General features: G+C 42.8%; 18 protein-coding genes and 1 pseudogene. 12 read left to right on the top strand and 7 right to left on the bottom strand.

Annotated elements, in window-relative coordinates; all coding sequences use genetic code 11:
• The first annotated feature begins 122 nt into the window (after positions 1-122).
• The 5 genes from xseA to NSTCB13_RS10420 all read left to right on the top strand — a co-directional run bounded on the left by xseA (position 123) and on the right by NSTCB13_RS10420 (position 9,638).
• Positions 123-1,391 (top strand): exodeoxyribonuclease VII large subunit, encoded by a 1,269-nt coding sequence (gene xseA / locus NSTCB13_RS10440; protein ID WP_448273173.1) that lies wholly within the window; start codon positions 123-125, stop codon positions 1,389-1,391.
• Positions 1,384-1,611 (top strand): exodeoxyribonuclease VII small subunit, encoded by a 228-nt coding sequence (gene xseB / locus NSTCB13_RS10435; protein WP_099102361.1) that lies wholly within the window; start codon positions 1,384-1,386, stop codon positions 1,609-1,611. Before xseA ends, xseB begins: the two co-directional genes overlap by 8 nt.
• A 319-nt stretch (positions 1,612-1,930) precedes the next feature.
• Positions 1,931-4,189 (top strand): ATP-binding protein, encoded by a 2,259-nt coding sequence (locus tag NSTCB13_RS10430; RefSeq protein WP_448272280.1) that lies wholly within the window; start codon positions 1,931-1,933, stop codon positions 4,187-4,189.
• Positions 4,186-4,659, top strand: coding sequence for a response regulator (locus NSTCB13_RS10425; RefSeq protein WP_448272278.1), 474 nt, complete (start codon positions 4,186-4,188; stop codon positions 4,657-4,659). Before NSTCB13_RS10430 ends, NSTCB13_RS10425 begins: the two co-directional genes overlap by 4 nt.
• 833 nt (positions 4,660-5,492) lie before the next feature.
• Entirely contained in the window at positions 5,493-9,638 is a 4,146-nt protein-coding gene (locus NSTCB13_RS10420) for a PAS domain-containing protein (RefSeq protein WP_448272276.1), read from the top strand.
• Positions 9,639-9,641: 3 nt separating this feature from the next.
• Here the strand turns inward: NSTCB13_RS10420 and NSTCB13_RS10415 are convergent, their stop codons facing one another.
• Positions 9,642-10,649 (bottom strand): chemotaxis protein CheB, encoded by a 1,008-nt coding sequence (locus tag NSTCB13_RS10415; RefSeq protein ID WP_448272275.1) that lies wholly within the window; start codon positions 10,647-10,649, stop codon positions 9,642-9,644.
• Positions 10,650-11,453: 804 nt separating this feature from the next.
• Between NSTCB13_RS10415 and NSTCB13_RS10410 the strand changes: the two genes are divergently transcribed.
• The 5 genes from NSTCB13_RS10410 (at position 11,454) to NSTCB13_RS10390 (ending at position 15,198) form a co-directional block, all read left to right on the top strand.
• A complete protein-coding gene (locus tag NSTCB13_RS10410) occupies positions 11,454-11,963 on the top strand; it encodes a YfbM family protein (protein ID WP_448272273.1) in 510 nt (169 codons plus the stop codon).
• Positions 11,964-12,103: 140 nt separating this feature from the next.
• Complete coding sequence (locus NSTCB13_RS10405) at positions 12,104-12,862, top strand: sucrose-phosphate phosphatase (protein WP_448272271.1); 759 nt, start codon at positions 12,104-12,106, stop codon at positions 12,860-12,862.
• Positions 12,862-13,494, top strand: coding sequence for a Holliday junction branch migration protein RuvA (ruvA, locus tag NSTCB13_RS10400; RefSeq protein ID WP_099101282.1), 633 nt, complete (start codon positions 12,862-12,864; stop codon positions 13,492-13,494). The genes NSTCB13_RS10405 and ruvA overlap by 1 nt, the downstream gene beginning before the upstream one ends.
• 154 nt (positions 13,495-13,648) lie before the next feature.
• Complete coding sequence (bioF, locus tag NSTCB13_RS10395; RefSeq protein WP_448272269.1) at positions 13,649-14,824, top strand: 8-amino-7-oxononanoate synthase; 1,176 nt, start codon at positions 13,649-13,651, stop codon at positions 14,822-14,824.
• Positions 14,825-15,069: 245 nt separating this feature from the next.
• The gene (locus NSTCB13_RS10390; protein ID WP_445629485.1) at positions 15,070-15,198 is read left to right on the top strand and encodes a hypothetical protein; all 129 of its coding nucleotides are present in this window, start codon (positions 15,070-15,072) and stop codon (positions 15,196-15,198) included.
• Between the two features lie 132 nt (positions 15,199-15,330).
• Here the strand turns inward: NSTCB13_RS10390 and NSTCB13_RS10385 are convergent, their stop codons facing one another.
• On the bottom strand, positions 15,331-16,323 hold the full coding sequence (locus NSTCB13_RS10385) for an NAD-dependent epimerase/dehydratase family protein (protein WP_445629484.1): 993 nt from the start codon (positions 16,321-16,323) through the stop codon (positions 15,331-15,333).
• Between the two features lie 317 nt (positions 16,324-16,640).
• Here NSTCB13_RS10385 and NSTCB13_RS10380 point away from each other — a divergent pair, with 317 nt between their 5' ends.
• Positions 16,641-17,357, top strand: a complete 717-nt coding sequence (locus NSTCB13_RS10380; protein WP_448272266.1) for a molybdopterin-dependent oxidoreductase — start codon at positions 16,641-16,643, stop codon at positions 17,355-17,357.
• A 68-nt stretch (positions 17,358-17,425) separates the two neighbouring features.
• Here the strand turns inward: NSTCB13_RS10380 and NSTCB13_RS10375 are convergent, their stop codons facing one another.
• The 5 genes and pseudogenes from NSTCB13_RS10375 to fusA form a co-directional block, all read right to left on the bottom strand.
• Positions 17,426-17,560 (bottom strand): hypothetical protein, encoded by a 135-nt coding sequence (locus NSTCB13_RS10375; protein WP_448273245.1) that lies wholly within the window; start codon positions 17,558-17,560, stop codon positions 17,426-17,428.
• A 114-nt stretch (positions 17,561-17,674) separates the two neighbouring features.
• A complete protein-coding gene (locus NSTCB13_RS10370) occupies positions 17,675-18,556 on the bottom strand; it encodes a GNAT family N-acetyltransferase (RefSeq protein WP_448272264.1) in 882 nt (293 codons plus the stop codon).
• Positions 18,557-18,681: 125 nt separating this feature from the next.
• Positions 18,682-18,870: a GNAT family N-acetyltransferase gene (locus NSTCB13_RS10365; protein WP_448272263.1), complete on the bottom strand. Its 189-nt coding sequence runs from the start codon at positions 18,868-18,870 to the stop codon at positions 18,682-18,684.
• A 36-nt stretch (positions 18,871-18,906) separates the two neighbouring features.
• Positions 18,907-19,989 (bottom strand): acyltransferase family protein, encoded by a 1,083-nt coding sequence (locus tag NSTCB13_RS10360; protein ID WP_448272261.1) that lies wholly within the window; start codon positions 19,987-19,989, stop codon positions 18,907-18,909.
• Between the two features lie 536 nt (positions 19,990-20,525).
• Positions 20,526-22,530: pseudogene (gene fusA, locus NSTCB13_RS10355) on the bottom strand (elongation factor G).
• 166 nt (positions 22,531-22,696) lie between these two features.
• Here fusA and NSTCB13_RS10350 point away from each other — a divergent pair.
• Positions 22,697-23,296: a macro domain-containing protein gene (locus NSTCB13_RS10350; RefSeq protein ID WP_448269670.1), complete on the top strand. Its 600-nt coding sequence runs from the start codon at positions 22,697-22,699 to the stop codon at positions 23,294-23,296.
• The last annotated feature ends 116 nt before the right edge of the window (positions 23,297-23,412 follow it).

The following is a 23,412-nucleotide window of genomic DNA, read 5'->3' as shown; positions in this document are numbered from 1 at the left end:
GGGGTTTCAAGCCCATTTTTCTGATGATGTCTACAAAAGATTGAAGCGTTTACTCGGTTAAACTTCGGGTTTCATTAAAAATGCTAGAATCGCTCCAGCACAAATGCTTTCAGGCATCTTTGATGACTCTCGACCTTCCCGACTCTCTGATTCTCGATACTGCGCTTTCGGTTTCTGGATTAACTGACTATATCCGTTTGCTGTTAGAGCAAGATGAACAATTGCGGCAAGTTTGGGTAACTGGCGAAGTTTCCAGTGCTAACAACCATCGCAGTGGGTTGTTTTTCACGCTGCAAGATCCCGATCGCACCGCCGGCATTAAGTGTGTAGTATGGAATAGCCAATTGCCAAAACTCTCCCAAATGCCTGTTCCTGGCGAACAGATAATCATTTTGGGCAGCATTCGCGTCTATCCGCAACGGGGAGAGTATCAGTTATCAGTTTGGCAAACTCTACCTGCTGGTGTTGGTTTACAGGCGCTGCGCTATCAACAACTCAAAAATCGCTTGCTGGCTGAAGGGTTATTCGACGCGCAAAGAAAGCGATCGCTCCCCACTCATCCCCAAACGATCGCTGTTGTCACTTCCCCAACGGCTGCTGCTTGGGGCGATATTCAAAAAACCCTGAAGCAAAGGTATCCAGGTTTACATGTTTTATTTTCTCCCGCGACCGTACAAGGCGACCAAGCTCCAGAATCTATCGTCAAAGCAATTGAGCGGGTGGAAAGAAATGGACGCGCCGAAGTGCTAATTTTATCGCGTGGTGGTGGCGCGGTTGAGGAGTTGGCTTGTTTTAATGATGAACGAGTAGTGCGATCGCTTGCTAATTGTTCTATTCCGGTAATTACTGGGATCGGCCATCAACGAGATGAATCTTTAGCAGATTTAGTCGCAGATGTCTGCGTGCATACACCAACTGCGGCAGCAGAAATGGTTGTACCAGCACTTTCAGAGTTGTATACTGAGCATCGGCAGCGAATTGTCGCTTTACATGAGGCGGTGCATGACTTTAGGGAAAATGCTGAAAATAAACTGCAAGTATTACGGAACCGTTTGCGACGTTTGCGGTTAGATCGGCAAGTGCAGCAGGAAGTGGAAAAGCTTGCTTGGAAGCGTCAGCATTTGGTACAAATTACCACGGGGCGATCGCAGCAAGCAACTCAGCATTTAGAGTTATTGCGGCAAAAGTTGGCTAGTCTTGACCCGAAAGCGGTGTTACAGCGTGGTTATGCGGTGGTGAGAAGGGAAGATGGGGCGATCGCTCGTTCGGCAGCAGAGTTGGCTGTGGGGCAAGAGTTAATCATTCAATTGGGGCAAGGTGGGGTTAAAGTGAAGGTTATGGAAGTGAACGAACCGCACAGACGCAGAGGACGCAGAGAGATTAATGGTTAAACGTAAAGGTGCTTCTAGTTCTGAGGAAGGTTGGAATTATGAGGCGAAGGTTGCTGAAATCGAGGGAATTATTACTCGCATTGAGGCGGGTGAATTGGAATTGGAAGCTGTGTTTGACCAATTTGCAACTGCTGTAGAGTATTTGCGTCAGTGCGAAGGTTTTTTGCAGCAGCGACAACAGCAGGTAGATTTGTTGATTGAAACATTAAGCCAAGAGTAGATGCCGGAGACTCTAGTTTGAGTCTAGGCTAGTAGTGTGAATATAGGAGTTCGCTTTTAAGTGAGGTACAAAATACAGGACTCAAAATCTCAAATATAACGCAAAACAGTTCAGAATGAGCAACAAAACACTTGTAGAGACGGCGATTTATCGCGTCTTTTAGAAACGGCGATTTATCGCGTCTTTTAGAGACGGCGATTTATCGCGTCTCGAAAACCCAAAATTGTTGCCAGTAGCCCTTAACTCAAGCGTATTGAGATATAAAGAGTTTTTGCCTCCTTGAAACCAGAGTTCTAATTAGGAGTTGCATAAACAGAGAATGACTGATGAGATCATTGATTTGACAAACTGCGATCGCGAACCGATCCACATTCCCAGTTTGATCCAGCCTCACGGGGTTTTATTGGTTTTGCAAGATCCCACGCTGGAAATCGTTCAGGTGAGCAGTAATACTCAGCAAGTTATTGGTCGTCAACCTAATGAATTGCTGGGCAAGTCGCTATCAGATTTACTCAATGTCAAACAAATTAAACTAATTCAACAATGTCTGTCAGAGGATTTTGAGAGCGTTAATCCCCTAAATATAATCATCAAACATCAAAATAAATCAATTCATTTTGATGGCATTGTCCATCGTTTAAATACTATTATTATTCTGGAATTGGAGTCGAAAAAAGCGAAGGAAAAAACAGGTTTTTTTGACTTTTATCAACAGGTAAGAGGAACCATTACCCGCATTCAGAAAGCACCAACATTGCTGGAAATGTGCCAGATTGTGGTGACAGAAGTTCGGCGAATCACTGGCTTCGATCGCGTTATGGTCTATCGATTCGATCGCGAAGGAGCAGGCAGGGTCATCGCTGAAGATACCAATCAGGAAACGCCCTATTTGGATTTACACTATCCGCCCTCTGACATTCCCAAGCAAGCCCGACACCTATACACCTTGAACTGGCTGCGGCTAATTCCAGATGCTAGCTACCAGCCTGTCACCTTAATTCCAGCGAACAATCCTTTGACAAATCAACCGCTCGATTTGAGTTTATCTATGTTGCGGAGTGTTTCTCCAATTCATCTAGAGTACCTGCAAAATATGGGCGTGACTGCCTCTATGTCTATTTCTCTGATGCACGAGCAAAAACTTTGGGGATTGATTGCCTGTCACCATTCGTCACCCAAATATATTTCTTACAATATCCGCACCATCTGCGAATTCATTGGACAAGTGATGTCTGTGGAACTGGCAAATAAAGAAGCAAGTGAAGATATTGATTACAAAAGTCAATTAAAGTTATTACAAACTCAATTTGTCGAAGGCTTGTCTCAGGCTGAGTATTTCCTGGATGGGATGGTGCAAATGAAATCTCAATTACTCAATCTGGTCAGCGCCACAGGAGCGGTGATATGTAATGGCGACCAGTATATTCAAGTGGGTAAAACGCCATCACAGTCAGAGGTTCGCGCCTTACTTGATTGGATTAAACCTCAACTGCATCATAACTTGTTTGAGACGCGATCGCTTACGAAAAATTACCCTGCTGCCTCCTTCTTTAAAGCGATCGCTAGTAGCGTGTTAGCTCTGGAAATTTCCAAAGTTCATCACAATTATATTCTCTGGTTTCGTCCAGAGGTGATTCAAACGGTGAATTGGGGCGGCAACCCCAACAAGCCTGTGGAAGTTTTCTCAGATGGCAGTTTAAGAATGTCTCCTCGCAAATCCTTTGAATTATGGCAAGAAACGGTGCAAGGAGCTGCCCTACCCTGGAAACCCTGTGAAATTGAGGTGGTTACTGAACTGCGAAGCCTGATTGTGGGCGTTGTGTTACGGCAGGCAGACAAACTGGCATCGATGAATTTTGAATTACAACGGAGTAACGAAGAACTTGATTCTTTTGCCTACGTTGCCTCCCATGACCTCAAAGAACCGCTGCGGGGCATTCACAACTACGCTAACTTCTTAATGGAAGACTATGCAGATGTACTAGATAATGATGGAATTGCTAAACTGCAAACCTTGGTGCGGCTGACGCAGCGAATGGAAGACCTGATTAATTCTCTCCTCCATTTCTCGCGGTTGGGACGCGCCGAACTGATCAGGCAATCAGTGAATCTGAATGAGTTAGTGCCCCAGGTAATCACCATTTTGACCATTTCCCGACCGCAGAGCGAAGTTGAGTTTCGCATTCCTCAACCCCTTAAGAGCGTTCAAGGCGATCGCGCTCAGATCAATGAACTGTTTAGCAACCTGATTAGCAACGCGATTAAGTACAATGATAAACCTGAGAAATGGGTCGAAATAGGTTTTATTGAAGGCGATGGCGAAAGCAAAGTTGCTTCTAATTCTGTAACTTTCTACGTTCGTGATAACGGTATTGGCATCCCCCAAGAACATCTCGACAAAATCTTTCAAATCTTCCGCCGCTTACATGGACGGGATGACTTTGGCGGGGGGACTGGCGTAGGGTTAACCATTGCCCGCAAAATTGTGGAACGTCATGGTGGTAGAATTTGGGTGGAATCTACACCTACTGAAGGTAGTATGTTTTACTTTACCCTGTCGGCGGAGGCAAATACATGACTCAAATTTCAGCCTCCCCGATCCTGGAAAAGCCACTACTTTTAATTGTCGAAGATAGCAATGAAGACTTTGAGGCACTGCAAAGATTTCTAGGGTGTTCTACCATTGCGATCGCTATTCAGAGGTGTGTGAATGGAGAAGAAGCCTTGGCGTTTCTTTATCGCACTGGTAGCTATGTGGAGCGCAAAAGTGCCCTCCGTCCCGGTTTGATTGTGCTTGACTTGAACCTACCCGGAACCGATGGACGAGAAGTCTTACGCCGGATTAAACAGGATGACAACTTGAAAATGATTCCGGTGGTGGTGTTTACTACTTCTAACAATCCCAAAGATATTGAAGTATGCTATCAATATGGTGTCAACAGCTATATCGTTAAACCAATCAATTTTGCTCAACTGAAACGAGATATTCAGATGCTTGTGGAATATTGGTTTGAAGTGACGACACTGCCTGATTATCCCAAGGATTAGTCATGAGTCAGAGATCGTGCATTGTTTTAATTGTTGATGATTGCCAGAAGATTGAGAACTCTATCTACGGTATTTACTGCGCGACCAGGAGTATTCCCATAGCATTTTAGCTTGACTTTATCCACGATTAAGAACTCGGTTTTCTGTATCCGGCAAAAACCCTAGCTTTTTAGCAAATATTTTTTCCACATTACAGATTATCGATGAAGTTAAAAAGTAAAACTACTGTCCCATAAAGGTTGCATTCAAAAATACAGCATTTTGCGATCGCACTTGCAGAATGTGGATTATATCTTATATATAGGAATCATATTTGATTTTTGAACAAGACTCAGTACGGTATCCCTTCTTTCCTATTCCCTGCCCAAGCAAGTAAATTTAAGAATCAAACCGGATTGCTATATATATTACTTATTGAGTATATTTGCAATTGTAATAATGGCGATCGCATTCAGTTTATAACCGAATTTAAACACAAGAATATTAGAAGATTCAAATCCCCTAATTATCAGCTTTACAGCGATTTTATTTCTGCCAAATGATTGAGGATTGCTATTACGATCTTCATAGAAAATTTGTATTATTGAATCAATATTTATAGATGATTCTCTGGCAAAAATGATATAAATTTTATAAGTAAGTTAAGAATTAAATTATACATTAGAGCGAGCGAATAAGTTAACGCAAAGCAGATGTAAAGAGCGAACCAATAAATTTATCAAATATGCTAAAATCCTGGGATAATCAGGGTTTTAGCATTTCTTTAAAAATGTCAATTTTCTATGCCAACCTACAGAATGTGGGTTAACATCTACTCGATCAATTAATTCACAATGTCTCAGCAACAGCGCGCTCTCTTAATTGTCGATGATTCCCCAGAAGATCGAGAACTCTATCGGCGGTATTTACTGCGCGATCGCGAATATTCGTACACTATCCTAGAAGCAACGCTGGGACAACAAGGGTTAGAACTTTGGCAGCAACATCAGCCCGATGTAGTGTTGCTTGATTATCGATTGCCCGACCTAGACGGACTGGAATTTCTGGCACAATTGCAACCCTCGACCCAACAGCCTTGCCTACCCGTGATTGTCGTCACTGGGCAAGGTAATGAGGCGATCGCAGTTAAGGCAATTAAAGCGGGCGCACAAGATTATCTTGTCAAAGAGCAAATTACCCCAGAAGGGCTGCAAATAGCAGTAAATGGGGCAATTGAAACAGTGCAGCTACGCACCCAACTACAACAGCGTATTGAACGAGAGCGCGTAGTCTCACTTATTACCCAAAAAATTCACCAATCGCTAAATCTGGATGAAATTCTTCAGACAACTGTAACCGAAGTGCGAGAATTTCTGCACACCGATCGCGTCTTGGTTTTTCAGTTAAAACCTGATGGGAATGGGACAGTAGTAGCAGAATCGGTTGGGGAAAAGTGGCGATCGCTGCTTGACTCTACTATGTACGATCCCTGCCTCGCCGAGAACTACCTTGCATGGAATCGACCAGGAATAAGCTACGATACCGCCATTGTCGAGAATTATATCCAACGCTATCGTCAGGGTTACGTAACGGCAATATTTGATATTCAGGATAGCAGTATTGATGCCTGCCACGTTGAATTGTTGGCTCAGTTTCAAGTGAAAGCTAATCTGGTCGTGCCGATTATTTACGATGACCACTTTTGGGGGTTGCTAATTGCTCATAACTGTGCAGTTCCTCGAAGGTGGCAACCCTTAGAGATCGACTTGCTCAAAGAACTGGCGATTCAAGTTGGCATTGCAATTCGGCAGGCGGAACTCTATCAGCAGGCGCAGAATGAACTGACCGATCGCAGACGAGTAGAAGCAGAACTACGGGAGAGCGAAGAATGGCTGCGATTGGCACTGTCAGCTTCTCGGATGGGAACGTGGAACTGGAACATCCAAACCGGAAAAATTTCCTGGTCGGATAACCTGGAAGGCTTATTTGGACTGGAGCCAGGAGAATTTGACGGTTCATTCGAGATGTTTACCGCGCGAGTCCATCCTCAAGATCGCGATCGGATGCTGACAGCCGTCGAGCTTGCGATCGCCACCGGAGAAGACTATGACATTGAATTTCGGGTAGTATATCCCAACGGTACAATTCGCTGGGCACTAAGCCAGGGTAAGGTATTTTACGACCAACAGGGGCAACCAATTCAGATGGCTGGTATCGATCTAGATATCACCGAACGCAAACAGTCAGCCGAAATTCTGCGCGAGAGTGAGGAACGTTTTCGGCAGCTTGCAGAAAATATTGATGCGGTGTTCTGGATCAAAGAAGTGTCGGAAAATCGAGTCAGCTATGTTAGTCCTGCATATAAACGACTGTGGGGATTGAACCCGCAAGAATTGTATCAAGAACAACAAGCATGGATCGATCGCATCCATCCAGAGGATCGAGAATCTACAGACAGAGCGTTTCATGAAAAAGCTGTCGCAGGTAAATTTGATGAGGAATATCGGATTATTTTACCCAATGGTAATATTCGCTGGGTTCACGATCGCTGCTTTCCCCTGCGAGATGAAACAGGAGAGATTTATCGGTTTGCTGGGATTGCCGAAGACATCAGCGATCGCAAACAGGTAGAGCAAGCCCTGCGAGACAGTGAAGAACGCTTCCGCACCTCAGTTGAAAATATGCTGGACTGCTTTGGAGTATACCGTGCTGTACGGAATGAGCAGGGACAGATTGTCGATTTTGTGACTGAATATGTCAATAGTGCGGCTTGTTTCAACAATCAAATGACTTATGAGCAGCAGATTGGACGGGGATTGTGTGAATTACTACCAGGGCATCATGAAAGTGGATTGTTTAATGAATACTGCCAGGTAGTAGAAACAGGACAGCCGCTCATCAAAGACAGCTTAGTTTATGAGGATGTGTACGGAAAACAACGCTTAGTTAGAGCCTTTGATATCCGCGTGGCTAAATGTGGAGATGGATTTGTTGCCACTTGGCGAGATATCACCACTCGCCAACAAACCGAAGAAGCCCTGCGCCAGAGTGAAGAATTTAAAAACCGCATTTTAGACAGCAGTTCTGATTGCATCAAGGTATTAAGCCTCGACGGGCGGCTGCTGTACATGAATACAGGTGGACTGTGTTTGATGGAAATTGATGACTTAAATTCCTATCTCAATACTCAATGGCTCTGTTTCTGGGAAGGCAGTTATCGGCAACAGGTAGAGTCGGCACTTGCTGCCACTAAAACAGGCGAAGTCAGCATTTTTCGCGGATACTGCCCAACTGCAAAAGGCACTCCAAAATGGTGGGAAGTGGTCGTTAGCCCGATCTTGGATGGCTCTGGGCAACTGGAACGAATCTTGTTGATTTCACGAGACATTACCGATCGCAAAAAGATAGAACTCCTCTTGCAGGAGAGCGAAGCCCGGTTGAAATTGGCGTACAAAGCTACACAATCGGGATTATGGGACTGGGACATTACCCGCAACAGAGCTCATGTATCTGAAGAATATATCAATCTGTTTGGGCTTGACCCAAGCACAAAGGAAATCACCTATGAACTGTGGTTAAGCCTTTTGCACCCAGACGATTGCGCCTCAGCTGATGAAACGGTGACTCGCACCATTCAGCAACAACAAGACCATTATGAAGATGATTTCCGGATTATACATCCTGATGGCATTCGCTGGTTAGCGGCTAGAGGTCAGGTTTTCTATGATACTGCGGGCAATGCAATCCGGATGGTAGGCAACGTCCAGGATATCACCGATCGCAAACAAGCTGAAATCGAACGCGATCGCCTATTTCAACTAGAACAAGCAGCCAGAGCCGAAGCCGAACGCGCCAATCGGATCAAAGATGAGTTTCTGGCTATTCTCTCCCATGAATTGCGATCGCCTCTCAATCCAATTCTCGGCTGGACAAGACTGCTGCAAACTCGCAAATTTAGTGAAAAGAAAACGGCTGAAGCTTTAGCTACCATCGAACGCAACGCCAAACTACAAACTCAACTGATTGATGACTTGCTCGATGTAGCCAAAATTCTGCGGGGCAAACTCAGCATCGAAGCGGCTCCGGTGAATTTGGCATTTGTGATTGAATCTGCGCTCGACACAGTAAATACAGCAGCCCTTTCCAAATCAATCGTGTTGCATTCAGTACTGCCGAATGTTGGGCAAGTCTCTGGAGATTCCAACCGCCTTCAACAGATCGTTTGGAATTTACTTTCCAACGCGATCAAGTTTACTCCCAAAGGCGGACGGGTAGAAACCAGATTAGAGCGAGTTGACGATTGGGTAAAGATTATTGTCAGTGACACAGGTAAAGGCATTAACCCAGATTTTCTCCCGTATATTTTTGAATCATTCCGTCAAGAAGATGTCTCAATTACTCGCAAGTATGGCGGGTTGGGATTGGGGTTAGCGATCGTCCGGCAGTTGGTTGAGGCGCACGGTGGCACCATCACGGCTGATAGTCCAGGTGAGGGCTTGGGAGCCACCTTTACAGTCCAGTTGCCACTGCTGAATGTGGAACCGGAAATCAAGCAGACAGATGAGTTGCCACAACCAGCACTCGAACTCACCGGGATTCGAGTCCTCACAGTTGATGATGACCCCGATGCCCGTCAGCTATTAACAGTATTGCTTGCTGAATACGGCGCGCAAGTTCTGACTGTTGCTTCTGGGGCAGAAGTTTTAGCAAACCTAGAATCCTTTCAACCCGATGTCTTAGTCAGTGATATTGGGATGCCGGAAGTCGATGGTTATTCCCTGATTCAACAGATTCGCGCTTTAACTCCCGAAAAAGGGGGAAAGATTCCCGCGATCGCTTTGACTGCTTATGCTAGAGTTGAGGATTCCCAACTAGCGATCGGCAATGGCTACCAACTGCACGTTACCAAGCCCCTCGATCCAGAAGAGTTAGTTGAAGCTGTGGTGGCACTTGCACGCGGTAAACTAAACCATCCCATTCCTGAAAATGATTCGGTTTAACCTTCAATCAACATCTGTGTTTGGATTGACCTTCAAAAGTACTTCTCGAATAATGGCGGAGGACTCCTTGGCAGAGTGTTCCTCCTCTTTGAATCGTGCCGCCAAGGTTTGATTGCGAACCTCCATCCTTGAAGCCATACGATGTGATAAAGAAGCTTTCTCTTCCAATGCCCTCAAAGCGATCCATAGTGCATCCTCTACCTTCTCAGACTGCGTAGCCAGCAAAGTTTCTGCTGAATAAGCATGACCCGTGCGGCAACGGAAGCGCAACAAATTTCCCTCTTCGAGTTCCCAGAGAATACCGCCGCAGTCAGGACAGGCAAAGTTTGATGGTTTACCAGGTCGATCGCTTTCGTTTTCTACTGCTTCCAAATCCAATTGTACTATTTTAGATTCAAACTCCATCTCGCTAGGTATGGAGTTTTCCGGTTGTACTTCCATTGGCGTATTAACTAGAGCTACTAAAGTAGAAGGAATATCTGAAAGTGGCAGAATATGGTCAATATCCTCTACGTTCTCGATCGCATTACGTGGCATATCAGGATACAAAGCATCGTCAGGATTTTGGACAATTGCTACACCACGCCGCATTTTTACAGCCATTAGTCCTGCCGTGCCGTCGTCAAGTAGACCTGTTAACAGCACAGCAATCACTTGCTGCCCATAAGTTCGCGCTGCACTGCGAAATAATGGATCGATAGCAGGACGACAACGGTTTTCTTTTGCACCCCGCGTCAAACGCAAATATCCTTTTTCTACCAGTAAATGGTAGTCAGGCAAAGCAACATAAATCGAACCAGGAACAATAGCTTCGCCGTTCTGAGCGTGAGACACTGGTAACTTGCCAGCACGACTTAATATTTCTGGTAGAAAACTCTTGCTGTAACTTGATACATGAAGGACTATAATTACAGCAGCATTGAGATCGGGCGGCAAATGTTTGACTAGATAAGTCAGCGCCTCAACCCCACCTGCTGATGTTCCAACGACGATAATATTGTGTTTAAGCATTAATGTAACGATCTCACTAACATGGCAGAGTGGGCAGCAAAAGCACATATACCGCCAGTCTTAACATTAACGCAACCAAAGAATTTGCTCACCTAGCTTTGAAAGGATTATATTCCAATACAGTTCAGTTAAGAAAAATTGTAGGTTGGGTTGCGCTTTGCTTAACTCAACAAAGTCCTGCTCAGAGAGTTTTTGCGTAAGTCTTAAGGGTTTTAAAATCACGCAAAATTATTTTCCGCGATTGAAAAAATATAAACTGCGGAAAACCATTTCCACAGAAATATATTCTAAGGGTCGTAGCAATGCTACTTCTATACATTGTTTTTCGGTGCTACGTCTTTGTAGACATCGCTCAAATTTAAACATTAGTTGCCAAAATTCGAGCGTTTGCAACTAATGTTCTTCCATGTATAAGAAAGGTTTAAGTATTTCCAGCAAATATATAATTAATTGTTGCAAAGTATTAAGCCTTTGCAACACATGCTCTTCCATGTATAAGAAAGGTTTAAGTATTTCCAGCAAATATATAATTAATTGTTGCAAAGGCTTAATACTTTGCAACAAATGCTCTTCCATGTATAAGAAAGGTTTAAGCATTTGCAGCAATCATTGTAATGAACTTATGAATCTATTTGTTACTGAAAAAATCGGTTTAAAGCTTGAGACTCAATATCTTGACTGGAGGTGGAGCCTCTAATAAGCCATTCCTATGCAGAGCATGGGAACGAGATAAATCGGAAATCAAAAGGCTATATTTTAGGAGATCAAAAACATTAGCTTAATCTTGTAATAATTAATATGGGAATGATAGGACACTATAGACGTATCTCACCCAATCGACTTACTGAATTACAAAATAATCCAGAGTCTATTGTTACTTTTTTATTTCCTGGTGACGAGGCGGACGAGATATCTGAATCAGATGGGCGCTATCTCAATATTGACAAGACATGGCATGGTCTTCATTTTTTACTTACTGGATCGGCACTCCCAAACGATCCGCCTTTAACAAATGTTGTCATGGGCGGTACTCCACTAGGCGATCCAGAAAACCCAGATTTTGATTTTGGCCCAGCCCGCTTCCTCTCACCTCAAGAAGTACAAGAAGTAGCGAAAGAATTAAGCAAGATTTCCAAGACCGATCTGGAAGCCCGCTTCGATCCTTCAGCACTTTTGACAGCAGATGTTTATCCATATGTATGGCAAGAAGGGAAGGAAGCACTAGAGTACATAACCGATTACTATATCTACGTGGTAGAGTTCTTTCAAGAAGCAGCTAAGTGTGGTGATGTAGTGTTGTTATACATATCCTGAGCTTTACATAGAATACAGTTCAGTTAAGCATTAATCTTTGAATTTAGTGTCTGATACGATATTTTCTTTTCAACAAAGAAATCTCTTGCAAAAGTCCCTTCACGCGGTAGAATAACGAAATTTTGCAAGAGGTCTTAATCATGAAACCATTTCTTTTTGTAACCGATTTAGATGACACCCTCGTGTATCGGACTGTAGGCGATGACAGCGCTTTACCAGAACTAAATCAACTGCTGAGTCAACATCGCCAAGAATACGGTACGAAAATCGTTTATTCTACTGGGCGATCGCCTGTACTTTACAAAGAACTCCAAGCTCAAAAAAATCTTTTGCAACCCGATGCCCTCGTCCTATCTGTGGGTACAGAAATTTACCTTGATGGTACTGATACTCCCGACTCAGATTGGTCAGAAATCCTCTCTCCAGGATGGGAACGGGAAACTGTATTATCTATTACGAAAAAATATCCGGAGTTAGTTCGGCAACCAGATTCCGAACAGCGTCCCTTCAAAGTGAGTTGTTTTTTAGAACAAGAAGTATCTGCGAATGTTCTACCACAACTTGAAGCTGAGTTACAAAAATCTAAATTAAATGTAAAGTTAATCTACAGTAGCGGAATAGACCTTGACATTGTACCCCTGACCAGCGATAAAGGTCAAGCAATGCAGTTTTTGCGCCAGAAGTGGAAATTTGCAGTAGAACAAACAGTTGTCTGTGGTGATTCGGGTAATGATATTGCTTTATTTGCTGTAGGCAACGAACGGGGAATCATTGTGGGGAATGCCCGAAAAGAGTTACTCCAATGGCACAATGAGCATCCCGCAGACTATCACTACCTGGCAAGAAGTTTTTGTGCAGGTGGAATTATCGAAGGCTTAAATTATTTTGGTCTCTTGTAATGATTAGTTATTTAAAAGGTATAGTCGCTGGTATCCAAACAATTGGCGCGAATCGCGTGATTCTGACTCTGGAAGTGAATGGCTTGGGGTATGATTTGCAAGTTCCCCAACGCCTAGCAAACCAGTTACCAGAGTCGGGAGGAGTAACGCAAATTTTTACTCATTTGCAAATTCGTGAAGAAGTGCCCTTTCTTTATGGCTTTGCTTCCCCAGCCGAACGCGATTTATTTCGCCACTTGCTGACTGTCACAGGTATTGGTGCGGCCTTAGCGATCGCCCTCTTGGACACTCTGGAACTACCAGATTTAGTCCAAGCAATTATCGCTGGCAATACACAAATCTTAATTCAGGCTCCCGGTGTTGGTAAAAAAATCGCCGAACGCATCTGTTTGGAACTGAAAAGCAAATTAGTCGAGTGGCGCAAATCAGCCGGGTTCTTCGTCGCCACAGGCGGGCCAGCCCCAGGAATTCTCGAAGAAGTGCAAATGACCCTCTTCGCCTTGGGATATACTGCCCATGAGGTCAGTCACGCCCTCCACGTGGTCAGCGAAGACATCGGACTACCCAAAGATGCCTATGTCGAAGACTGGATTAAACAAGCGATCGCTCATCTCAGTAGCGAACAAGTTTAATTGTCATTTGTCATTTGTCATTAGTCCTTAGTCATTAAGTCCTTAGTCACTTGTACTGAGCGAAGCCGAAGTATTTGTCCTTAGTCATTAGTCATTAGTTATTTGTCATTAGTTATTCTCCCCCTGCCCCCTGCCCCCTGCCCCCTGTCCCCCAATGACCGACCCTTATGCCTGGCTAGAACAGTCCTTAGCAACAATTCATCGGGCGGACTGGTATCGTTCGGTACAACCGATCGGTGGTCGTTCGGGTGCAACGGTGGTTTTAGCTGGGCAAGAGGTAATTAATTTTGCCAGTAATGACTATTTGGGATTGGCTGGAGATGAGCGGTTGATGGCGGCGGCGACTGCTGCGATCGCTGAATTTGGGACAGGTAGTACTGGTTCGAGATTACTCAGTGGGCATCGGGAGTTACACAGGGAGTTAGAGTCGGCGATCGCATCTACCAAACAAACAGAAGATGCCTTGGTATTTAGTTCCGGGTATTTAGCAAATTTGGGTGCAATTACCGCCCTTGTGGGCAAACGCGATCTAATATTTTCTGACCAGTACAATCATTCCAGTCTGAAAAATGGGGCGATTCTTAGCGGTGCAGCAGTGGTGGAATACCCACACTGCGATCTGGCAGTATTAAAAACTCAGTTGAGTCAACAGCGGCAAAATTACCGACGCTGTTTGATTCTTACTGATAGCGTTTTCAGCATGGATGGCGATTTGTGTCCGTTGCCTGCACTGTTGGCGATCGCTGATGAATTTAGCTGTATGCTGCTAGTGGATGAAGCTCATGCTACTGGGGTACTAGGAAAAACTGGCGCTGGGTGTGTCGAACATTTTGGATGTACGGGAAAGCCGTTAATTCAAGTTGGCACTTTGAGTAAAGCTTTAGGTAGTTTAGGCGGGTATGTAGCAGGAAGTAACGCCCTAATTGATTTCTTACGGAACCGCGCACCCAGTTGGATTTATACCACTGGGCTTTCACCTGCTGATACAGCCGCAGCCTTAGCAGCAATCAAAATAGTGCAACAAGAACCGCAACGCCGTGCCAAATTGTTGCAAAATATACATCACTTAAAAAATTTACTGCAACAGTTACCTAACCTGAAATTGCTGCCTTCTGAATCACCTATATTATGTTTTCAATTGCCCAGTGCAACAGATGCACTCAAAGCTGGAAAACAGCTAAGAGATGCTGGCATTTTTGCCTTAGCAATTCGCCCTCCCACAGTACCCACAAGTCGAATCAGAATATCTTTAATGGCAACTCATGAAGCAGCACATATTGAAAAATTGGTAGCAGTGCTGAAGGATTGCAATATAATTCGTAATTCGTAATACTCATCAAGGCATGAGAAGCAAGCTACGTAATCAATACTACTCGCTTTGTGCATTTTGAACTCAGAATTTGGTTTGGGGAAAAGGTTACTGGGGTTGGGTTAAAGGTTTTTTCTTTCCCTTTTCCCCTTCCCCTTTTCCCTTTCACCGACAAGTATTGGCTACGTAATTCGTAATTACATACTTATTGATAAAGTCTTAAAACCTCCGATAATGAAAATAGCGCATACCACAATAGGACACTTATGAATCCAGATACCCATGAAGGCGGTACTCAGAAAACCTTGATTTATCAGCACCTACAAAACTTGCAAGAACAACATCAAGACGAGTTAGAAAATATAGTTCGGTTATTGGCAAGCATCACCATCTAAATCAGTTTTAATTCCCCAGACACTTAGTTAAGGTATCAAGATGTCAATAGAGCAAGCAGCCATTCGTCGGTGACGTTGACGGACAGCTTTAATCAAGCCGATCGAACGATTTACTAGTTCTTTACCCCTGATTTACTCTAAAAAATAAGTTCCTAACTCTTTTATTCTCTCTACCCAACCTTTCATCTCATCAGCCACTTTATACTTCCATTGAAGTTGAAGTACTTCTCTAGTATGAGAATCATCAAATATAACTTTGTCTTTGTTTTCAAAGACTGGGGGAATAAATTCTACCTGAGCAGCCTGGGCAAACATTTTTGACACTTGGCTAATACTAAAATTTTCAGGCGCAGCAAGGTAGTGTCCTCCTTTGGAGCCAAATCGCGCTACTGCAATGTAGCAGTATGCTAAATCTTCAACATGAATCCACGCCGTCATAAAATCTGGTGGAAATGGTTGATAGCCTTGGTGTGGTTTCCCTGTAATGAACTGCTGAATGGCAAAATCCCAGAAACTGCCACGAGTTGGTGCTGAACCATACACTGATGAAGGATAGACAATCGAGGCGTTACCTCCATTACTGATATATTCTTCTACTAGCACATCTTTCAACACATTTACACCCGATAGTAAGTCAAAACATACTAAATATTCGGGCCGTGTATAATCTTTTGGCGGAGGTATTTCTGTTATTCGTCCTCCATTGGCGGTAATCAAAGAGAAATTCCCACTGGTTGTAATTACATGAATATCTGGCGAAACTGCACTAGTACCGTATAAAGCGGCTTCTAATGCTATACGGTCTAAAGCGAATTGAGCTTCTTGGGTTGATTCTGGAGGCATGTGCCACGCTACATTAATTACTGTTGTAATATCATGCTTGCGAATTGCTTGTGCAACATCATTGCTGGAAATTTCTACCTCTTGAGAGCGGATTATTTCCTTGCAAAAAGGCTTTATACCCTCAATATCAGTATTCGGACGCACAAGTGCCAATACGGCAAAATCTTGTGTCTGAGAAAACTTTTGGCACAGCGCTCCGCCAATATACCCGGCTGCACCTATAATCAAGACATTTTTAACGGAAGAGCTTTTTTCGGATGAAAAGTCTTTGTTATTTGACATATTTGAAAGTTGTAGCTAATTAAGGTTTTTTATATTTTTAAAAAAGCGCTTAAGATAAATTAAATATCCGTAGTCTAGATAATAAAGTAAAAAATGATACCAGTAGCAAATAAATGCGTAAAGATTTTTATGTGTGTAACTAACTTACAATCTTTAGGTTGGCGATCGCAAGGCAGATAAATGCGAAATATTAACTTTTACCTTTGCTTTAACCCTTGAAGTTCCTACTGTCACACTGTTTACAATTGCTCATTCCTTACTTGCCCTGAAGGTAGGAAGCGTCCGTTTAGTGAAATCTATGTTTCTGTAGAGGTTTTATGAGTCTGATTCTTCCCAAACGTACCCTATCCCGTCGTCGGTTACTGCAAGTATCTGGACTTTCAGGGGTAGGCTTTCTTCTTGGTGGCTGTGGAACAGATTTGTTCTCAGATAATTTGCGGCAAATCTCTGAGCCACTAAACCAAAGTCTTGAAGCACTTCTGCTAACTCAAAAACCTATACCTGAATTTCCTGTCAGTGCTATAGAAGCAGATAAATTGCTGGTTAATACTTTTGATTTTACCCCGCAAATCGATCCGGCGCAGTTTCGCTTAATAATTGATGGTGAGGTGAATAATGCGATGCAATTGAGCATGGCAGATATTCAAAAACTACCCTTGACTTCAATGGTAATTCGCCATGTTTGTGTTGAAGGCTGGGCTGCGATCGTTCAATGGGGAGGTGTGCGATTACGAGATTTAGTAGCGCTGGTACAGCCGAAATCAAACGTCCGTTATGTCTACTTCAAATCTGCTGATGGCTACTATGAAAGCTGGGATCTTGCTTCTGTTGTACATCCCCAAACTCTCATGGCTTATCAAAAGAATGGACAACCCTTATCAGTTGATAATGGTGCGCCTATGCGCCTAGCATCCCCAATTAAACTGGGCTACAAGCAAAGCAAGTGGGTAACTCAAATTACATTCGTCAGCAATTTATTACCTACTAAAGGCTATTGGGAAGATCGTGGCTATGAGTGGTTTGCAGGGTTATGAGGCAGGCAAAAAGCTAATCTAAATCGGGTTCAACGCCTAGCGATGTCTAGCGACAAGCCACTTCGTGTCTACGCAATTGTGCAATCAACCGTGCTTGGATAATTTGGTGGACGAAAGGTTTCGTCTAACAGACGAGGTTGCAATAAATGAAACCGATCGGGCAAACCAGGCTCCTCTGGATCTTCGCTAGGAAGATCGTACATGGTTGGCAATACATCTTTAGGCGATCGCTCGCGGCGGGTCGGTTTGATACATCATAAAGCAATCCTGATGATGAAACTCTCAGTTCTATTATGATTTAATTGTTTTTAAGTAACTCAACACCTTGCAGAACGGGGTAGCATAAATTTCTCGCCTTCTGCTGCAAATTTACCACGAACCATCAGCACAGTTTCATCAAATGTATGGGTGAATGCTTGCACATCTTTGACATCCAGAAGTTCTGGACTAAAGTAAATCACTACTTCTTCAATGGATTGAGGTATCTTACTAAGAATATTCTTCAAAGAGCATATCTGCGTTGTCACTAAATCGAAAAGATGAAGTCGGTTATCTTCTATTTCCATACAGGCGATTAAATCTAAATCTTCTGCATAATATAAGGGACGACTTCCTTCATTGACACAGAACACAGGTTTTTCGTTGACTACGCCAACTATATTAGAGACAGGAATGCGTGTTTCCAAAAGTCTGTGTAGCAATGTGTAATCTTTAATATTTGCAAAATCCAGTATTCTGAAGCTATCAGTGCCACCTGTGGAGTTACACTTAACTTTAAAGATGTGTTCTTCGACAACACGAAAGCCAAAAGGTAAGTAAAACTCTGGTTGTGGTGTCGTCAGTATCAGGGTTTCGTAAAGGCGATCGCGATCGCAATACCCTAGCACTTCCTCCATCACTTCACGGTAATACCCTCTCCTGCGAAATTTTAGACGGGTAGCTACTCCATGAATTCCTCCGACAGTCAGCCTTTGTCCCATAATTTGCATGGGAATTTCTAACACTCCCACATGGGTAATAGCGATATCATCATGAAAGCGAATAAAGGGAGTTGAAGCTGTTTCCCAGGATGCACCAAGTTTTCTGGCACATTCTGCTAAACTGCTGATTCCGGGAAATGTGACTTCCATTAAGTCAAAAAGTTTATCACTTATGCTGAGATCGTCAGAGAATGACTGTTTAAAACGATACTTGCTCATAGTCAAGTATTACTATCAATTACACAATTTACTACAAAATAAATTCTAGCAAATCCAGAAGAAGGAAAATATAAATAGATAGTAGGGTGTAAGTGTTGCGCCTCCAACGTTTACCCCAATATTTCTCAAGCCTGAGTCTCTTCAAATAGCACTAAGCCATACTTCTCGTCAGTAGGCAAAAAGCCAATTTGTTGATAAACGGCTTGTGCTGCTTGGTTATTATCATTTGTAAATAGGATGGCACATTTTACTAAGAGCGATCGCGTTGCGAAAAAAAATGGATAAAGTCGAGCTAACAACGAGCCTGCTATCACACTTTAATCCTTAACTGAAAAATATTAGATGCAAACTTATACTTTTGAGTTTTTCAGAGTTTCCACTACTGCATAAGTTGAAAAATCACCCAAGAACAACTGACGCATAATTGAATAATTGATGATAATTTTGTAGATAATATATGAAATCAATAATGCACCTATCACTCTAATTCCTTCAGATGCCAATATTGGGTAATTTTTCATAGTTATTTGTATTGGCTGATGCAAATACATAATGAGCATAGAAGCACTACCAAGTTCACGTAGGGCATTTCCTATATAAGATTTATTATGAAGTAATACCGCCAATTGCTGTGTAATAATAATACCAGACAAAGCTATGACTACATTAAAAATTAATACACCATAAGTGGTATTTTTCATATTAAAATTAAAATACAGTATAGACCCAGTATCTAGTAAAAAGGCAGCCAAAAATATTATTATTCCTAATATCAATGTCCTCCAATTAATTAATAATGATTTAGCTGCTATGTGTCCTAACCAGTAAAATGGAAGTGCCATTGCCACTACATTAATATTCCAAGGAAAAATAATATTTTTAAAGAAGTAATAATTAATCATTGCTAAACAATAACAGCCAAGAATGATTTTTATCATCAGCCAATTATTAGAGCCAAACTTTATATAGAGCAGGTTATATAACTGCTGCGTAAAAAATAAACAAGTTACAAACCAAAATACACCAAACCAAAGCACCAGATTCGCTCCACCATACAATTGTTTCCAAATTATTATCAATATAGGTATTATAAGTTTATCTATCGCCAATAATTTTTTTTGCTGCAAGCTGTCCATTATCAATGGTAAATACTGAAGCAAAGTAAATAAAAAAAGAAATGAAAAATAGGGTACTAAAAGATGAAATGTTTTTTTCTTAAAAAAAGCAGAGTAGTCAGTTTTTTCTCTATAAAGATATCCACTGATAAAGAAAAAAAGCGGCATATGGAACCAGTAAATATATTTCGATACTGGGTTGACTATATGTCCTACAACAACTGTAATTATGGCAAGACCTTTCCAACAATCAATCCATTCAATTCTTGGTATTATTCTTTCTTTTGTTATACGATCGACTATTTCTGGTTTTACCATTTTAATTATTTATGATGACAAAATTAAGGCGATCGCCATAGATTTTTTGATATAAAAATCAATTTTGTCTCACAGATATTATTTTCTAATTAATCTGGACAAAATTGTTATAAATTGTAAATCATAAGGCTAACAGTATTATGATAAAAATTAATTACTAAAAACATACACTAAGATTATTTCTTCCCTTAGATATACTTATTTAGATTATGATAAACTACTGACGACTTAGCGAAGTAAAAATTTCTATACAATTGCAAAAATCGCTTTGATTGCAAGGAGACTTAATAAATAAGTATTTAGTATTAAAAAAACATCTCTCTATTGGCATAAATTTAAGTCTCTTCACAACTTTTCAAACACCCTCTTAGAGGTTGAATGAACAAGTATTTAGCTGTGACTTTAGGCACTTTTAGATCCCCCCTAGCCTTAAAAAGAGGGGAACCAAAATCAAAATCTCCCTTTTTAAGGGAGATTTTGAGGGATCTAAAACTTTTGATACGGATAAGCTGGAGATACTAATTGCTAATGTGGCTTCAAGACTGACGATAGCAGGCAAACTCCATTGAAAAAGTAGCCATCCCAGAAGTAAGCGATCGCAATTCTGTAGAATACCCAAACATTCGCGCCAGCGCTACTTCTGCCCGAATCACCGTGTATCCCTGCATTGTCTCAGAACCCAACAACAAACCGCGACGCGAGGATAAGTCACCTTGAACCCTTCCCATAAACTCGTTGGGTGTTTCCACCTCTACAAGCATAATGGGTTCGAGGATGTAGGGTTTGGCTTTGGCGATCGCACCTTCAATTGCTTGATGGGAAGCTGACCGAAAAGCCAGTTCTGAAGAGTCAATTGGGTGATAAGAACCACCATCCAAAACGACTTTCACCCCAGTTACCGGATAGCCTTCCAGCTGTCCTGATTGCATCGCCTCACGGAAACCTTTCTCGCACGCAGGGATATATTCTTTAGGAATCGCACCCCCAACCACCCGATTCTCGAAGACAAACGGCTGATCTGTGGGTTCAATCCACCCAGTAATATGGGCGTACTGACCAGGGCCGCCTGACTGTTTCTTGAATCGGTAGTCAAAAGTAGCTTGTTGCCTAATGGTTTCTCGGTACGCCACGGCAGGATTACCAACGTAAACCTCGGCATTATATTCCCGTTGAATGCGTTCGAGATAGATTTCTAAGTGGAGTTCGCCCATCCCAGAAATCAGAGTTGCGCCTGATTCAGGATCTATACTTAAGCGGAAAGTGGGATCTTCCCTTTGAAAGCGATTGAGTGCCTTGGAAAGGCGATCGCTATCTTCCTGTTTCTTGGGCGTAATCGCCAGCGTAATCACTGGTTCCGGTACAAACATCTTCTCTAGAGATACCAGTGGTTCCTTAGAACAGAATGTATCACCAGAAGCACAATCCACACCCAACAGAGCCACAATATCCCCTGCTACCGCAACTTTTACCTCTTCTCGCTTATTGGCGTGCATTCTCACCAAGCGACCGATTTGCACTCGTTGTTCAGTCCGCGAATTGTAGACGGTATCGCCTGGTTTGAGCGTCCCAGAGTAAATCCGCGTATAGGGTCAACTGCCCAAAGGATTCAACGGTGAGTTTAAATGCCAATGCCACCAAGGAAGCATCAGGGTTAGGGTAGACACTCACCGAATTTGCGGTTTTGACCACTTCTCTATCTATGGGAGATGGTAGATAGAGTACAACTGCATCCAATAAGTTTTGCACTCCTTTATTTTTGAATGCCGAACCCAGCAGTACAGGTGTGAATTCTAGACTCAAGGTTGCTTGTCGAATGGTTTCCCAAATTAATGCTTTGGGAATCTCCTCACCCGCCAGTAACATCTCTGTCATTGGTTCTGAGAACAACGACAAAGCATCTAGTAGTTTCTCCCGTGCCTGTTGTGCCTCATCTTTAAGAGCTTCGGGAATTGACTTTTTGATATGGTTTTCGCCGTTTTCACCCTCAAAGTAGTCAGCAGTCATTTCTACCAGGTCAATCGCTCCCTGGAATTGGTCTTCACTGCCGATAGGATACTGGAGCAACATTGCATTTAGTTGCAAGCGATCGCGTATTCCCTGTACTACACGGAATGGATCTGCCCCCGTCCGATCCATTTTGTTGATGAACGCCAAACGCGGCACACGGTAGCGCTTCATTTGCCGATCCACCGTAATGGACTGGGACTGTACACCCGCCACAGCACACAGCACCATCACCGCCCCATCCAACACCCGCAGGGCGCGTTCCACTTCTATTGTGAAATCTACGTGTCCAGGTGTATCAATCAGGTTAATTTGAGTATCGTGCCACTGGCAGGTTGTAGCAGCAGAAGTGATGGTTATACCATGCAGCTTTTCTTCTGGCATAAAATCCATCGTTGCACCCTTACCGCCTCCCCGCACTTCCTCAATAGCGTGGATTCTGCCCGTGTAGAAGAGAATTCGCTCTGACAGCGTAGTTTTACCAGAGTCGATGTGGGCAGAGATACCAATATTTCGGATGCGTGTTCGGGGAATCATAAAATTTCCTTTTGTTCAAGCGACAAACAGCCACCAGTTATGTGGTGCTATATTTTGTATTATATATGTAGTATATTTAAAAGACAAGGCTGATAATACACAAAAACCGTTGATTGTTGCCCTAGCTGACGTTTAAAATAGGTATTCAAGCGGAGGAAATAAAAGCTTGAAATTGATATTGGTAGCTCCTGACTCTTTGTTGTGTGCAGCCTTTCAACAGAATTTTAATTACTTACCCAATGTAGAAATAGTGAATGACTATTTCGAGTGGTTGCCAGATTTTGATTGTATGGTCAGCCCTGCTAACTCTTTCGGCATGATGGATGGTGGAATAGATGCGGCAATTATCCGTTTTTTCGGCCCTCCCTTAATGGCAAGAGTCCAGCAGCGCATTCTTGAGGATTATTTGGGCGAACAGCCTGTGGGAACATCAATGATTGTGGAAACAGGTCATCACAAGCATCCTTTTTTGGCTCATACACCTACGATGCGAGTTCCCATGATTATTGCTGGGACAGATATTCCTTATATTGCAATGTGGGCAATGTTGCTGACAGTTCGCCAGCATAACCAACACGCTAGCCAAAAAATTAACACCATTGCCTGTCCTGGATTGGGTACAGGAATAGGACGAGTGCCATATACTGAAGCTGCTAGACAAATGGCATTAGCTTACGATCATTTCCTCTATCCACCCAAGTATCTCAATTGCATAGTTGCGGCTGAAAGACAACTTCAGATATGGGAAGGAGGAGATTTTAGGTAAAGCAGGACTTACGCATTTAAAATCTGAAACTTGGTGTGCTTCGCACATTCCCTCTTAATTTACGCCAACTGCTCCACTTACAGTATCCCCACATGGAGCAAGTGGCTTCCTTTAAA

It is taken from the genome of Nostoc sp. DSM 114160 (genome assembly GCF_053470305.1).
The sequence above is the reverse complement of the archived record's forward strand: the minus strand, read 5'-3'. Positions and strand labels throughout refer to the sequence as shown.